General features: G+C 72.9%; 13 protein-coding genes. 10 read left to right on the top strand and 3 right to left on the bottom strand.

Translation table 11 applies throughout. The features are described 5' to 3' along the window. Positions 1-15: 15 nt before the first annotated feature. From KIK06_RS22115 to KIK06_RS22075, 9 genes are all read left to right on the top strand, one after another. Complete coding sequence (locus KIK06_RS22115; protein ID WP_268644934.1) at positions 16-945, top strand: amino acid ABC transporter permease; 930 nt, start codon at positions 16-18, stop codon at positions 943-945. Next, positions 946-1,713 carry an amino acid ABC transporter ATP-binding protein gene (locus KIK06_RS22110; protein WP_327084660.1) on the top strand — a complete coding sequence of 256 codons (768 nt, stop codon included), beginning with the start codon at positions 946-948 and terminating at the stop codon, positions 1,711-1,713. Then, positions 1,713-2,927, top strand: a complete 1,215-nt coding sequence (locus KIK06_RS22105) for a M20/M25/M40 family metallo-hydrolase (RefSeq protein ID WP_268644933.1) — start codon at positions 1,713-1,715, stop codon at positions 2,925-2,927. The genes KIK06_RS22110 and KIK06_RS22105 overlap by 1 nt, the downstream gene beginning before the upstream one ends. Positions 2,928-3,053: 126 nt before the next feature. Beyond that, a complete protein-coding gene (locus KIK06_RS22100) occupies positions 3,054-4,337 on the top strand; it encodes a cyanophycinase (protein WP_268644932.1) in 1,284 nt (427 codons plus the stop codon). 142 nt (positions 4,338-4,479) lie between these two features. Further along, a complete protein-coding gene (locus KIK06_RS22095; RefSeq protein WP_268644931.1) occupies positions 4,480-5,196 on the top strand; it encodes a polysaccharide deacetylase family protein in 717 nt (238 codons plus the stop codon). Between the two features lie 230 nt (positions 5,197-5,426). Continuing rightward, entirely contained in the window at positions 5,427-7,415 is a 1,989-nt protein-coding gene (locus KIK06_RS22090; RefSeq protein WP_268644930.1) for a serine hydrolase domain-containing protein, read from the top strand. A 39-nt stretch (positions 7,416-7,454) separates the two neighbouring features. After that, positions 7,455-8,798, top strand: coding sequence for a sensor histidine kinase (locus tag KIK06_RS22085; protein ID WP_268644929.1), 1,344 nt, complete (start codon positions 7,455-7,457; stop codon positions 8,796-8,798). Further along, positions 8,795-9,451, top strand: a complete 657-nt coding sequence (locus KIK06_RS22080) for a response regulator transcription factor (RefSeq protein ID WP_268644928.1) — start codon at positions 8,795-8,797, stop codon at positions 9,449-9,451. The genes KIK06_RS22085 and KIK06_RS22080 overlap by 4 nt, the downstream gene beginning before the upstream one ends. Before the next feature lie 87 nt (positions 9,452-9,538). Continuing rightward, positions 9,539-10,054, top strand: a complete 516-nt coding sequence (locus KIK06_RS22075; protein ID WP_268644927.1) for a DUF1203 domain-containing protein — start codon at positions 9,539-9,541, stop codon at positions 10,052-10,054. Between the two features lie 19 nt (positions 10,055-10,073). On the opposite strand, the gene KIK06_RS22070 is transcribed toward KIK06_RS22075, so the two are convergent. The 3 genes from KIK06_RS22070 to KIK06_RS22060 all read right to left on the bottom strand — a co-directional run bounded on the left by KIK06_RS22070 (position 10,074) and on the right by KIK06_RS22060 (position 11,844). Beyond that, positions 10,074-10,769: an HD domain-containing protein gene (locus tag KIK06_RS22070; RefSeq protein WP_268644926.1), complete on the bottom strand. Its 696-nt coding sequence runs from the start codon at positions 10,767-10,769 to the stop codon at positions 10,074-10,076. Positions 10,770-10,806: 37 nt separating this feature from the next. Further along, on the bottom strand, positions 10,807-11,292 hold the full coding sequence (locus KIK06_RS22065; protein ID WP_268644925.1) for a hypothetical protein: 486 nt from the start codon (positions 11,290-11,292) through the stop codon (positions 10,807-10,809). Between the two features lie 111 nt (positions 11,293-11,403). Further along, on the bottom strand, positions 11,404-11,844 hold the full coding sequence (locus KIK06_RS22060) for a MarR family winged helix-turn-helix transcriptional regulator (RefSeq protein WP_017601622.1): 441 nt from the start codon (positions 11,842-11,844) through the stop codon (positions 11,404-11,406). Positions 11,845-12,192: 348 nt separating this feature from the next. On the opposite strand from KIK06_RS22060, the gene KIK06_RS22055 reads away from it, so the two are divergent. Then, the gene (locus KIK06_RS22055; RefSeq protein ID WP_268644924.1) at positions 12,193-13,101 is read left to right on the top strand and encodes a polyphosphate polymerase domain-containing protein; all 909 of its coding nucleotides are present in this window, start codon (positions 12,193-12,195) and stop codon (positions 13,099-13,101) included. Positions 13,102-13,118: the final 17 nt, after the last annotated feature.

Below are 13,118 nucleotides of genomic sequence, written 5' to 3'. Positions count from 1 at the left end.
CTGGAAGGAACAGTGATGCCCGCTCCAGCCGCGCCGCCCACCTCGGCGACGGAGTCCCCTCCGCCCGACGCCGACCTCGCCGTCGTTCCGGTGCGCCACTACGGTCGCTGGCTCGCGGCGGCGGCCGTCACCGCGTGCGCGTCCGCCCTGCTCTGGTCCCTCCTGACCAACCCGAACCTGGACATCCGGCTGGTCCTGAGCTACCTGACGCGCGACTTCGTGTTCCGGGGCATCGGCATCACGGTGGTCCTCACCGTCGTCGCCATGGTGATCGGCGTGGCGGGCGGGGTCGTCGTCGCGGCCATGCGGATGTCGGCCAACCCCGTTCTGCGCACGGTGTCGTGGGTCTACCTGTGGTTCTTCCGCGGTACCCCGCTCCTCGTGCAGATCATCTTCTGGGGCTTCCTCGGCGCGCTCTACCCCCGGCTGTTCGTCGGCGTTCCGTTCACCGACATCGCCCTGCTCGACGAGCCGACGAGCCTGGTCGTCACCCCGTTCGTCGCCGCCGTCCTGGGGCTGGCCCTGAACGAGGTCGCCTACGCCGCGGAGATCATCCGAGGCGGCATGCTGTCGGTGGACCGGGGGCAGACGGAGGCCGCGCAGGCGCTGGGGATGGGGCCGGTCAGGATCCTGCGCCGCGTCGTCCTGCCGCAGGCCATGAGGATCATCATCCCGCCGATGGGCAACGACACGATCAACATGCTCAAGATGACGGCCCTGGTCTCCGTCATCGGCGGAAGCGACCTGCTGACCGCCGTCCAGAACGTGTACGCGCAGAACTTCCAGGTCATCCCGCTGCTCACCGTCGCGGTGTTCTGGTACCTGATGCTGACCAGTCTGCTCTCGCTCGGACAGTACTACCTGGAGAAGCGCTTCGGGCGCGGGTTCGGTGAGAGGCCGCCCGGGACGCTCTCCCGGCTCCTCGGCCGCGGGGAGGGGATCTGAATGGACCAGGACACGATGGTGGCCGCCGAGGGTGTGCGCAAGCGCTTCGGGAGGACGGAGGTCCTCCGGGGCATCGACCTCCGGGTCCGCGCGGGAGAGGTCTGCTGCGTCCTCGGGCCGTCGGGTTCGGGGAAGTCGACCTTCCTCCGGTGCGTCAACCACCTGGAGAAGATCAACGGCGGACGGCTGTGGGTGAACGGGCGCCTGGTGGGCTACCGCCAGAGGGGTGGCCGGCTCCACGAGATGCGTGAGCGCGAGATCGCCGCCCAGCGCCGGGAGATCGGCATGGTCTTCCAGCGGTTCAACCTGTTCCCCCACATGACCGTGTTGGAGAACGTCGTCGAGGGCCCGGTCCAGGTCAAGCGCGAGCCGCTGGAGGAGTCCCGCCGCCACGCCCTGGAACTGCTCGACCGGGTCGGTCTCGCCGACCGGGCCCACGCCTATCCGGGCCAGTTGTCGGGCGGCCAGCAGCAGCGGGTCGCGATCGCGCGTTCGCTGGCGATGCGCCCCGAGCTGATGCTCTTCGACGAACCGACCTCCGCCTTGGACCCGGAGCTGGTCGGCGAGGTCCTGGAGGTCATGAGGGGGCTGGCCCGGGACGGCATGACGATGATCGTGGTCACGCACGAGATCGGATTCGCCCGCGAGGTCGCCGACCGTCTGGTGTTCATGGACGGCGGAGTGGTGGTCGAGGAGGGCGATCCGAACACGCTTCTCGACTCCCCCCGGCAGGAGCGGACCCGGGCGTTCCTTTCGAAGGTGCTGTGATGGATCCGGTGGCACGTCGGTGCGAGGAGGCCCGGGGACTGCTCCCCGAGTACGTGGAGCGTCTGCGCGAGCTGGTCGGTCTGGACAGCGGGTCACTGGACGCCGCGGGTGTGGACGCGGTCGGCGGCCGGGTCGCCGGTTACCTCTCCGAGGCCGGCGCGGAGGTGGAGCGCCTGCCCGTGCGCCACCCGGACGGCGGCCCGCTCGGGCACGCGGTCGTGGGCCGTCTGCGCGGCCCGGCTCCGGGGCCGACGCTCCTGTTGGCGGGCCACATGGACACGGTCTTCGAGCCGGGCACGGCCGTGCGCAGACCGTTCACGGTCGAGGAGGGGAGGTGGGCCAGGGGTCCCGGTGTCTGCGACGACAAGGGGGGCCTGCTCTCGGGTGTCACCGCCCTGAAGCTCGTCGCCCCCCACTGGCGGTCCGGTGAGCTCGTCGTCTACTGCGGGCCGGACGAGGAGATCGGCTCGCTCGGCAGCCGCCCCCTGCTGGCCGGGCTCGCCGACGAGGCGGACACGGCCCTGTGCCTGGAGTGTGCCCGTGAGGACGGCAGTGTCGTCACAGGCCGCAAGGGCGTCGCCGACGTGGAGGTCACCTTCCGCGGACGCGCCGCCCACGCGGGCATCGAACGCGAGGCGGGGGCCAACGCCGCCCTCGCCTGCGCGCGGGCGGCCGTTCGGATCGAGCGGCTCAACGGGCTCTGGCCGGACGTGGGGGTCAACATCGGCGTGATGCGGTCGGGCCACCGCCCGAACGTGGTGCCGGAATCGGCGACCCTCGTCCTGGACGTACGCGCCGACCTCCCGTCCTCCTACTCCGCCGTTCTCGCGGCGATCGACGAGATCGCCTCGACGGCGCTGGTCCCGGGGGTCGAGGCGGCCACGGCCGTGGTGGCCCCGGCTCCGCCCTGGACCCCGGGGGCCGGGGACGCCCTGCTGCGGGACCGGTACCTCGACCTGGCCCGGCGGGCGGGGATCGACCTGGCCGCCGTACCGACCGGCGGGAGCGCCGACGCCAACCTCATCGCCGAGCGGGGGACCCCCGTCCTGGACGGGCTGGGTCCGGTGGGCGGAGGAGACCACGGCTCCGACGAGTGGCTCGACCTGGACTCGGTGGCCCCGAGGACGGCTCTGCTCGCGGAGCTGGCCCTGTGGACGGCGGGCGAGGGGGCGCTCCGGACCGAGCCCCCCGCGGCGTCGGCCGTCGAGGGCTGAACGGGCGGCACCGGGCGCTCTTCCCGGCGCCGACACACGTCCCCGCGCACGCGCGCGGGGCGAACAGGGGGCAGCGTTCCGGGCCGTCCGCTGACCAAGGCGGCCCCATCTCCCAGGAGGATGCCCATGCCATCGAAGAGACGCCCCACCCGGCCGCGCTCGGCGGCCGTGACCCTGGCCGTCGGACTGGCGGCCGCACTGCTCGGCTCCGCCGCACCGGCGGCCGCCGCGCCGAACGGGCCGGCGGCCGCCGCGTCGAACGCGGGTCCGGTGGTCCTCGTCGGCGGCTCGCTGGCCGACGACCGGATCTACGACGAGATCGTCCGGCTCGCGGGCGGCGGCGACGCGCGTATCGGCGTCATCACCGCCTCGTCCCGCCCCGAGTCCGAGGACCCCGACGCCGGGACGCCCGACTGCAACAACAGCCGCTGCAACGGGGAGTACTACGTCGACCTGCTGGAGGCCCACGGCGCCGGGGAGGCGGAGTGGATCCCCGTCGACCTGGACCATCCGGAGAACGCCGAGTCGGCGGAGGTCGCCGCCCGGGTCGGTGACATGACCGGGTTCCTCTTCGGCGGGGGCGACCAGTACCGCTACGTCACCACCCTGCTGCGCGGGGACCGCCACGAGGACAGCGCCGTGCTCGCGGCGGTCCGTGAGCGGGCCGCCGCGGGCGCCGTCGTGGCGGGCACGAGCGCGGGCGCCGTCATCCAGCAGGCGGGCCCGATGGTCACCGGAGGAGACAGCCACCCCGCGATCGTCGACGGCTCCAGTCCCGGTTACTTCGAGGACCCCGGTGTGCTCGGCTACGTTCCCGAGGGAGGGTTCGGGTTCTTCTCCCACGGTCTGGTGGACACCCACTTCGCCGAACGCGGCAGGCAGGGAAGGATGGCCAGGCTCGCGCTGGACACCGGACAGGACCGGGTGTTCGGCGTCGACGAGGACACCGCGCTGGTCGCCTCCGCGGACGGCGGCCTGCGGGTGGTCGGCTCCGGCGCGGTCCACGTCCTGGACCTGAGGGGAACCTCGGCCGGCTCCGACCAGGGCGTCTGGACGGCGACCGGCGTGCGCTGGACGTCCCTGACCCACGGTGACACCTACCGGGCGGACACGTGGACGGCGTTCCCGTCGGCCGACAAGTCGGATCTGGTCCCGGAGTCCGGCGACGTCCGCCGGGGGCGCGACGTCTTCTCGTCCCCCGACGCCCGCCCCGGTGAGCCGGGGCAGATGCTGCGGCTGGCCCGTGAACTCGTCGACAGCACGACCCGGACCAGTGCCCACGGCCTCTCCCACGAGCGGTGGCCGCGCCTGCGCGTCGACCTGTCCCTCGACGCCCGCTCCACCGGGTACCGGGGCGCTGACGAGGCGGTGTCGTTCACGGACGTGAGGGTCGACATCGGTCCCGCGTAGCGATCGCGTGCCCTCCGCCCGCGCCGGGTGGAGGGCACCCGCTTCCATTGACACCGTGTCCGGGGGCTGTCTATCTTTCTCGCTGTAATTGTTAACAAAGTTTTCTGAAGACTTCGCGTGCAGCACGGCTGAGGAGGCCTGTGTGACGAAGAGGATCGGACACCCCCCGGCAGCGGCCCGCCTCCTGGCGGTCCTGTTCTCCGTCGGACTCGTCCTGTGCGCCGGGGGACCGGCGTACGCGCGCTCCGCCGGGGCGGTCAGCCCCGAGATCGTCGACTCGACCCAGAGGGGCGGCATGGCCGTCGCCCTCACCTTCGACGACGGACCCCACCCCGACAACACCCCGCGGCTGCTCGACGTCCTGGACGAACACGGTGTCAGGGCCGTGTTCTGCGTGCTGGGCGACCAGGCGCTGCGGTACCCGGAACTCGTCCGCGAGATCGTGGACGAGGGCCACACACTCTGCAACCACACGATGAGCCATGACGACGTGAGCGGCTGGTCCCCCGAAGAGGTCCGCGAGGAGCTGCTGGCCACCAACGCCGCGATCCACGCGGCGGCGCCGGACGCCCGCATCCGCTACTTCCGCGCGCCCTTCGGCGCCTGGGGGCAATCGCCGGAGGTGGCGGCCGAGATGGGTATGCGGCCCCTGGGCTGGAGTGTGGACGTCCTCGACTGGTCCACCCCCGGAACCGGCGTCCTGGTCGACCGGCTCCGGGCGGCCATCACGCCGACCTCGGTGGTCCTCCTGCACGACGGCGGCGGCGACCGGAGCCAGACCGTCGCCGCCGTGGACCAGCTCGTTCCGGAGATGGAGTCGCAGGGCTGGCGTTTCACCCGGCCCGCCTGGGGCTGGTAGGCCTCCGGACGGGAGCGGTGGCGTCGGCGTCCACACCCGAGGCCGGTGGGCGTCCGCGCGGGGCGGGATGTCGAGACATCGCTCCGGCGATGAGTCGACAAGGTGACATGTCCGCCGAGCGGGGGAGCCGCCTCCTCCGAAGGTCGTAACCGGAATGCCGATCCGTGCCCGATGTGCCGTGCCGGTCCGGTTCGCGACGCTGGGGTCACCCCACCGGAAGGAGAGGGACCGTGACCCCCACCGCCCCACCCCCGCGCCCCCGCCGACGTCCCGTCGCCGCCCTGGCGGCCTCGACGGGCGTCCTCGCCGTGATCGCCGCAGGTTGCTCCGCCCCCGCGACCGGCGGCCTCCCCGCTCCCGCGACCCCCGTGCCCGCCGCCGCCGACCTCACCGCGCGGGACGTCGACGCCTGGCTCGACGGTCTGCTCCCCGCCGCGCTCGACGACACCGGCATTCCCGGCGCGGTCGTCTCGGTCGTCCACGACGGTGAACTCCTCACCGCCCGCGGCTACGGGTACGCCGACACCGGCGCCGACGGTGGCGAACCCGTACCGGTCGACCCCGAGGACACGTTGTTCCGCGTCGGATCGGTGTCCAAGCTCCTCACCGCGACCGCCGTGATGACGTTGGTCGAGGACGGGACCCTGGACCTGGACACCGACGTCGACGAGTACCTCGACTTCACCGTTCCCACCGAGTTCGACGACCCCGTCACCCTGCGGCACCTGCTGTCGCACACCCCCGGCTTCGAGGAGCGCATCAGGGGGATGATCCGTTTCGAGGGCGCCCCCGACCTCCGGCGCTACCTGGCGGAGGACCCGCCCGCCCAGGTGTATCCGCCCGGCACCGTCCCCGCCTACTCCAACTACGGCAACGCGCTCGCGGGCTATGTCGTCGAACGCGTCAGCGGGGTCCCCTTCGACGAGTACGTGGATCGGGAGGTGCTGGAGCCGCTCGGTATGGACTCCTCCACCTTCTCCCAGCCGCTCCCCGAGGACCTGCGCGAGCGTCTGGCGAACGGGTACACGGACGGCACCGGGCCGGCCGGGCGCTTCGAGGTCGTCGACGACGCCCCGGCGGGCGCGCTGACCACCTCGGCCCCGGACATGGCCCGCTTCATGCTCGCCCACCTTGGTGAGGCCGACCCGGGCACGGCCCCGCTCACCCCCGAGACGCTCGCCCTCATGCACTCCCCCGCGCTGGACGCCGACACGCTGGGCACGCTCGCCGAGGGTCCGCGCATGACACTGGGGTTCTTCGAGGAGGGCCGTGACGGTCGCCGCGCGCTCGGCCACGGCGGCGACACCCTCTACTTCCACGCCCACGTGCGGATCCAGCCCGACCACGGCACCGGGATCTTCGTGGCGCTCAACGGCGGGGGCCACGAGGGCGCCGACAGCCTGCGCCTGCGGGAGGCGGTCGTCGACGGGTTCGCCGACCGCTACCTGCCGGGCGAGGGGCGGGTCCCGGAGGGAACGGACACGGCCGCCGAGCACGCGGCGATGGCCGAGGGCGTCTACACGGCGTCCAGAACGATGCACAGCACCTTCATGTCGGTGTTCGACCTCCTCACCCAGACCCGGATCCAGGCCCGGGAGGACGGAACGATCCTGGTGAGCCCGGGGCCGGGAACCCTGACCCCCGCGGTCTACGAGGAGGTCGAGCCGTGGGTGTGGCGTGAGGTCGGAGGGCAGCGCACGCTCACGATGCGGGAGTCCGACGGCCGGATGGCGGCGATCGTGTTCGACCCGGCGTTCACCCTCCTGCGGGCCGAGCCCTCCGAGGACGCGTCCCTGGTGCTGCCGGTCCTGCTGTCGTCCGTCGCGGTCCTGTTCGTCGCGGTGCTCTCCTGGCCGATCGGGGCGCTGGCGCGCCGACGGAAGCCCCGCCCCGACCGGGACGGGACCGGACGCGCGGCCCGGGTGCTCACCCGTGTCGGCGTGGCCGCCGCGCTGACGGCCCTCGTCGGATGGGCCGTGGTGGTCGTCATGCTCCTGGGACTGCGGGATGTCCCCGAGGCGGCCCTGCGCGGGCTTCAAGGCCTGCAGCTGTTGGGGATCCTCGCCGTCCTCCCCGCGGCGTGGGCGCTGTTCGACGAGGTGCGCCGCCGCGCCGGGTGGAAGCGCTGGACGGGAGCCTCGCTGGTCCTGGCGGCGCTGCTCTGCGTGCAGTGGTTCGCGCTCGCGTACGGGCTGGTCGCGGTCGACGTGTCGTACTGACCCCGGCATCATGCTCGGGACGGAACGGAGGGGGAAGCGGTGACGAACGACGACGGGCCGGTGCGATGGGCGCCGGGTTCTCCGTTCGCCGCGGCAGCCCTGGTCGACGACACGCTCGACCGGGTGGGGCTGCGCGGGGAGAGGCGCCGCGACGTGGCGCTGGCGGTGGCGCTGACCGCGGTCTCGATCGGGTTGGTCGGGTTCCTGCTCGCGTCACTGGAGTACCTGGAGGGTGTCGTGGTGCCGACCGGCACCTGGATCTCCCTCGCCGCCGTGCTCGTCGCCCAGTCCCTGACGGTGTGCGCACGCCGCCGTCACCCCGTCGCCTGTCTCCTGGGCGCGACGGTGTTCCAGGTCACCATGGTGGCACTGCTTCCGGCCGAGGTCGGGCTCCAGGGGCCGGCGCTGTTCGTCGCCGCCTACACCTGCGGGACCCGGCTCAGGCCCGGACGGCTCGCGGCGGTCGTCGTCGCCGCGACCCTCCTGCACTGGGCGGCCGGAAGCCTGGTCATAGGGCGGCTGGCGCCCGAGATCACGCTCCCGCTGATCTCGGAGAGCCCCCTGACGGCGTCGCTGGGGTTGCTGCTCGCGGGCCTCCCGGTGTTCGTGATCCCGGCGCTCGTCGGCGCCTACGTGGGGACGCGGCGCCGCTACGTCGACCTGCTGCGGATCCGCGCCGACGAGGAGGCCCGCGCCCAACGGGAGCGCCTGGAGGCGGCGATCCGTGCTGAGCGCGCCGGAATGGCCCGCGAGCTGCACGACATCGCCGCCCACCACCTGTCCGGCATGGTCGTGCAGGCGGGCGCCGCCGAACGGCTGGTCGGCCGCGACGACGAGGCCGCCCGGAAGGCGATGGCGTGGGTGCGTGCCCAGGGGAAGGAGACCCTGGCGAGTCTGCGACTGGTCGTGGGGGCGCTGCGCGACCCCGACGAGGAGAGCGGGGGCCTGCACCACCGAGGCGAACCGGGCGCCCGGGGAGCGCCGGTGCCGGGGCTGGCCGCCCTGGACCGGCTCGTGGCGGCCGAACGCGATCTGGGCGCCGACATCGACCTCGTCCGCGAGGGGGAGGCTCACGACCTGCCGCCGATCGCCGACGTCACCGCCTACCGGGTGGTCCAGGAGTCGCTGTCCAACGCCCGCGACCACGCGGCCGGAGCGCGGGTCCGCCTCCTGGTCCGCCACGAGTCCGGGCGCGTGGTCCTGGACATCGAGAACGGTGCCGGCGGCGCGCGGGCGACGGCCCGGGAGCACCGCGGTCTGGGAGTCCTCGGCATGCGGGAACGTGCTCAGGTCGTGGGCGCGGCGCTGGAGGTCGGGCCGACCGGGCCCGGTGGTTGGCGGGTGCGTTGGGAGATACCGGTGGAGCGGAGGGGCGAACGGTGATCAGGGTGCTGTTGGTGGACGACCAGTCCATCGTCCGGACGGGTTTTCGGGTCATCCTCGACCTGGCCGACGATATCGAGGTGGTCGGTGAGTGCGGGGACGGTCCCACGGCGGTGGAGGCGGCCGCCCGCCTCATGCCCGACGTCGTCTGCATGGACGTGCGCATGCCCGGCGGGGACGGGCTGTCCGCGACCCGGGAGATCCTCGAGCGGCTCGGGAGCGGGGCGCCGGAGATCCTCGTCGTCACCACGTTCGACCTGGACGAGTACGTGTTCGGCGCGTTGGAGGCGGGCGCGAGCGGGTTCGTGCTCAAGGACACCGATCCCGACGAGCTGGTCGACGCGGTGCGCCGTCTCTCCCGGGGGCAGGGGCTGGTGGACCAGGCGGTGACCCGGAGGGTGATGACCGAGTTCGCCCGACGCAGGCCCCCGTGTGCGGCCGACGCCGACGCGCTGGATCTGCTCACCGCCCGCGAGGCCGACATCGTCCGGTCGCTCGCCAAGGGGATGTCGAACGCCGAGATCGCCCGGGCGCTGTTCATCGAAACCAGCACGGTGAAGTCGCACCTGGGACGGGCCATGGCCAAGATCGGTACCCGTGACCGGCTCCAGACGGTCGTGTGGGCGTACCGCACGGGGGTCGCCCGCCCCTGAACCGGCGGGCCTTCGCTCCGACCCTGCGGGGAACGCGATGTCCGAGATCCGCTGGCGGACGCGGGGAGGGGGTCCGATACTGGTTTCATGGCCACGACACACCACATGCGGGCGATCGGTCCCGCGGTCCTCGCCGGACTGCGCGTCCGGGACGACGCCGGACACGGCCGGGATGCCTTCACCGACGACGAGGGCGGCGCTCCGCTGCGCTGCTGCCTGCGGCGGAGCATCCCGGGCGAGCGGATGGCGCTCGTCACGTACGCTCCGCTGCGTCGCTGGGCGGCCGAGGGCGGCGTCGACCCCGGGCCCTACGACGAGTGCGGGCCGGTCTTCATCCACGCCGAGGAGTGCTCCGGGCCCGCCGGTGACTCGGCGGCCCCGCCCGTCCTCCACGGGGCGCGCCGGGGCCTGCGGGCCTACGACTCCCGGGGGCGCATCCTGGGCGGGCGGCTGGTCGAGGCGTCCCGGGGCCGGAAGGGGGCGCTTGAGGTCGACGACGCCCTGCGTGAGCTGTTCGCCGACCCGCGGGTCGCGCTCGTGCACGCCCGCGCGGTCGAGTTCGGCTGCTTCCTCGTCGAGTTTCGCCGGGGCGCCCCGGCCTGACGTGGCGGGGGCGCCCCGCTCAGGCGGCGGGCGGGTAGCCGTCGTAGTCGTTCCAGGTGGGCTCGGCGGTCATCAGTTCCCGCCAGGTGGGCCACCGCCCTCCCGTCGTCTGGCGGACGAGCTCCCCCGCGAAGGTGAACGGCGGTGCCTTGTGCGGCTTGGCGAGCGCCTGCCCGACGATCGCGTCGTGGAGCACCGCCGCTCCGTGCAGACGGGGCAGCACGGCGTGCACCCGTGCGACGAACTCCTCCGGGAGCGCGGGCCCGCCCGGGCCGAGGGGCCCCAGGTCGAACCCGGCTCCGGCGGTCACCAGGGCGATCTCGGGACGCTTGCGGGTGGCGATGTGGGGACTCAGGTGGAGCGCGATCGCGTCCCAGACGACCTCCACCCGATCGTCGGCGAGTCCCCGGTCGGAGAGGAACTCGGCGGCCAGGTCGGCTCCGTCGACGTCGAAGGTCTGGTCCCGGTCGCCCTCGTCGCTGAGGCCGGCGTCGTGCAACACGCACCCGAGGTAGAGGAGTTCGTCGTCGTAGTCGTGCCCGGGGCGCAGGCCCTGGTGCTCGCCGAGGTGGCGCCCGTACAGGTAGGTGCGCACGCTGTGGTTGAAGACCGCCGGGTGCTCGGCGTCGCGGGCGAAGCGCGTCGCGCTCAGCGCCAGGTCGGTGTCGGGCAGGTCCAGGCCGTCGTACTCGGGCATGGGGTGGGGCTTGGTCATGGGTTCTTCCTCCGTGCGTTCGTGGGTGGGGCGGCGGTCAGGCGTGGTCGCCGGGGCGGACGATCATGAGCACGACGACGGTCGCCCACAGGAGGTTGAAGACCCCCGTGACCATCGAGAGCCTGCTCAGCGCCTTCACGTCGCCCGGTACCGCCAGGGCCCGCCGCTGGCGCGGGTGGATCTGCCAGGCCAGAAGGACGGCCGCGGCCGCGGTGAGGGCCATGGAGACGTTGACCCAGATCTCGCCCATCCGCCCCTGCGCGACGGCCAGGGCGATTCCGGCCATGGGGACGAGGGCGCCGAGGAACGAGTAGACCCGGGTGACGCGGTGCAGTGACAGCGCGACCCGTCGGCTCCGCTCGTCCTCGGACGGGACGGCGGCACCTGGCGGTGCCCCGGCGGTGGGTGCGGACACCGGTTCGGCCACCGGCGCGTACCGCGGGAACAGACTCGTGGCGACGGCGACTCCCCCGACGAACACGATGCTCGCCAGGACGTGGACGGACAGCAGGACGTTCTCCACCGTTTCTCCCTCCAACCTTCAGATTGCCTGAAGCCTACCCTGAGCTTCAGCCATGTTGAAGGTGGGGGTGGAAAAGGGCCGGGAACCGTCCCGCGCCAGCGGGAACCGGGGTCAGCCGCCCGAGGCGAACGCCCTGCGGATGGTGCGCGCGATCTCCTGCGGAACCGGGTCCGCCTCCGGCCCGAACATCCGCTCGTCCACGCCGACGATCACCTCGTGCGCCCGGCCGAGCAGAGCGGCGCCCTCCGACGTCAACTCGATCTCCGACGCGGACCCGGCTCGGGCGGTGAGGTCGCGCACCAGCCCGGCGGACTGGAGCGCCCTGATCCCGGTGTGCACGCTCTGCACCGTGACCCCGCCCATCCGGGCGAGCTCGCTGAACGACGCCCCCGGCAGGCTGGCGACGTGGCCGAGCAGGGCGAGCCGTGCGACGGTCAGGTCCAGCGGCGCGAGCGCGGTGTTGAGTTCGGCCTCGACGCGGCGCGCCAACGTCAACACGATGATGGAGGGGCTCGTCACCGGCGGTTCGGGGCGGGTGTTGTCGGTGCTCACCGTTCCAGTCTCCCCCACGGCGGGCACCCTGCCTCCCACCGTCACCGGCCCCGCCCCCGGCCCCGGCCCCGCCCCCGGCCCCGGCCCCGGCCCAGGGGCCGAGGCCGGGGCCGGGGCCGGTCGTGTCGACCGGTCGATCCGTCGACTCCACGGCGAATCACCATGTCGACATCCGCCGCGAACCCCGCACCCCGTCTTCTCACCCGACTCCAACCTTGGGTCCGATCCCGCCTCCCACCTGGGCTTCTCTCCGGTACTCCCAGGAAACTCCCAGGAAGTTCTCCCCCGCGTCACACACATGTCGACTTGTGTCCCTCTCGACGTCACCACGAGAGGAGGGCACCCGACGTGCGACCACCACGAGCCCCGAGGAGCGCCGGACCCGACGGCGGACCCGGCGACACCGGCCACCGGCTGCGGACGTCGAGCACCCTGCACGCGTTCAACCGGTACGAACTCAAGTACCTGGTCCCCGTGTCCAGGGTGGCCGACGTGCGGGCCGAGCTCGCCGCCCGCATGAGCGCCGACCGGAACGGCGGAGGACGGGGATACGGCGTCTGGAGCGTCTACTACGACACCCGTTCGCTGCGCTTCTACCACGAGAAGATCGAGGGGCTGAGGTTCCGCCGGAAGCTGCGCGTACGCCGCTACGGCGAGGTTGGAGCGGCCCCGGAGGACACGCCCGTGTCGGTGGAGATCAAGCAGCGGGTCAACCGCGTCACGCAGAAGCGCCGCGTGCTCCTCCCCTACGACGTGGCGAGGGACCTGTGCGACCGGCGTGTCAGGGTCGAGCACGCCGACACCGACCAGGCCTTCGTCGACGAGGTCCTCGACCTGGTCCACCGGCTCGACCTGCGTCCCACCGCCATGACCGGGTACCGCCGCGAGCCCTACGTCGGCACCGGAGCCGACCTCGGTCTGCGCGTGACCCTCGACCACCGCGTCCGCGGCCGCGACCGCGACTTCGACCTGCGCGCGGAAGCGGAGAGCCGCTACATCGTCGACCCCCACCTCGTGGTGATGGAGGTCAAGGCCAACGAGCGCGCGCCCTACTGGGTGACGGACATGGCCGCACGGCTCGATCTCCAGGTCGAACGGATCTCCAAGTACTGCCAGAGCGTGGAGGCCTTCGGGATGGCGCCGCGCTCGGTCTTCCACGTCCCGGAGGGGGACGGATCCGAGCACGGCCCCGTCCCCGCGCGGCACGGCCCCGTTCACGACACCGGGAGCGCCGACCTCCACCCCCTCCACTCCTGACCGCACCGACCCCGAGA

This window comes from Nocardiopsis sp. EMB25, assembly GCF_026797795.1.
Taxonomy (GTDB): Bacteria; Actinomycetota; Actinomycetes; order Streptosporangiales; family Streptosporangiaceae; genus Nocardiopsis; species Nocardiopsis lucentensis.
This window is presented reverse-complemented; position numbering and strand designations above follow the sequence as displayed.

Coding starts and splice junctions, on each gene's coding strand:
- KIK06_RS22115 (WP_268644934.1), top strand. CDS start 16: ATGCCCGCTCCAGCCGCGCCGCCCACCTCGGCGACGGAGTCCCCTCCG.
- KIK06_RS22110 (WP_327084660.1), top strand. CDS start 946: ATGGACCAGGACACGATGGTGGCCGCCGAGGGTGTGCGCAAGCGCTTC.
- KIK06_RS22105 (WP_268644933.1), top strand. CDS start 1,713: ATGGATCCGGTGGCACGTCGGTGCGAGGAGGCCCGGGGACTGCTCCCC.
- KIK06_RS22100 (WP_268644932.1), top strand. CDS start 3,054: ATGCCATCGAAGAGACGCCCCACCCGGCCGCGCTCGGCGGCCGTGACC.
- KIK06_RS22075 (WP_268644927.1), top strand. CDS start 9,539: ATGGCCACGACACACCACATGCGGGCGATCGGTCCCGCGGTCCTCGCC.
- KIK06_RS22070 (WP_268644926.1), bottom strand. CDS start 10,769: ATGACCAAGCCCCACCCCATGCCCGAGTACGACGGCCTGGACCTGCCC.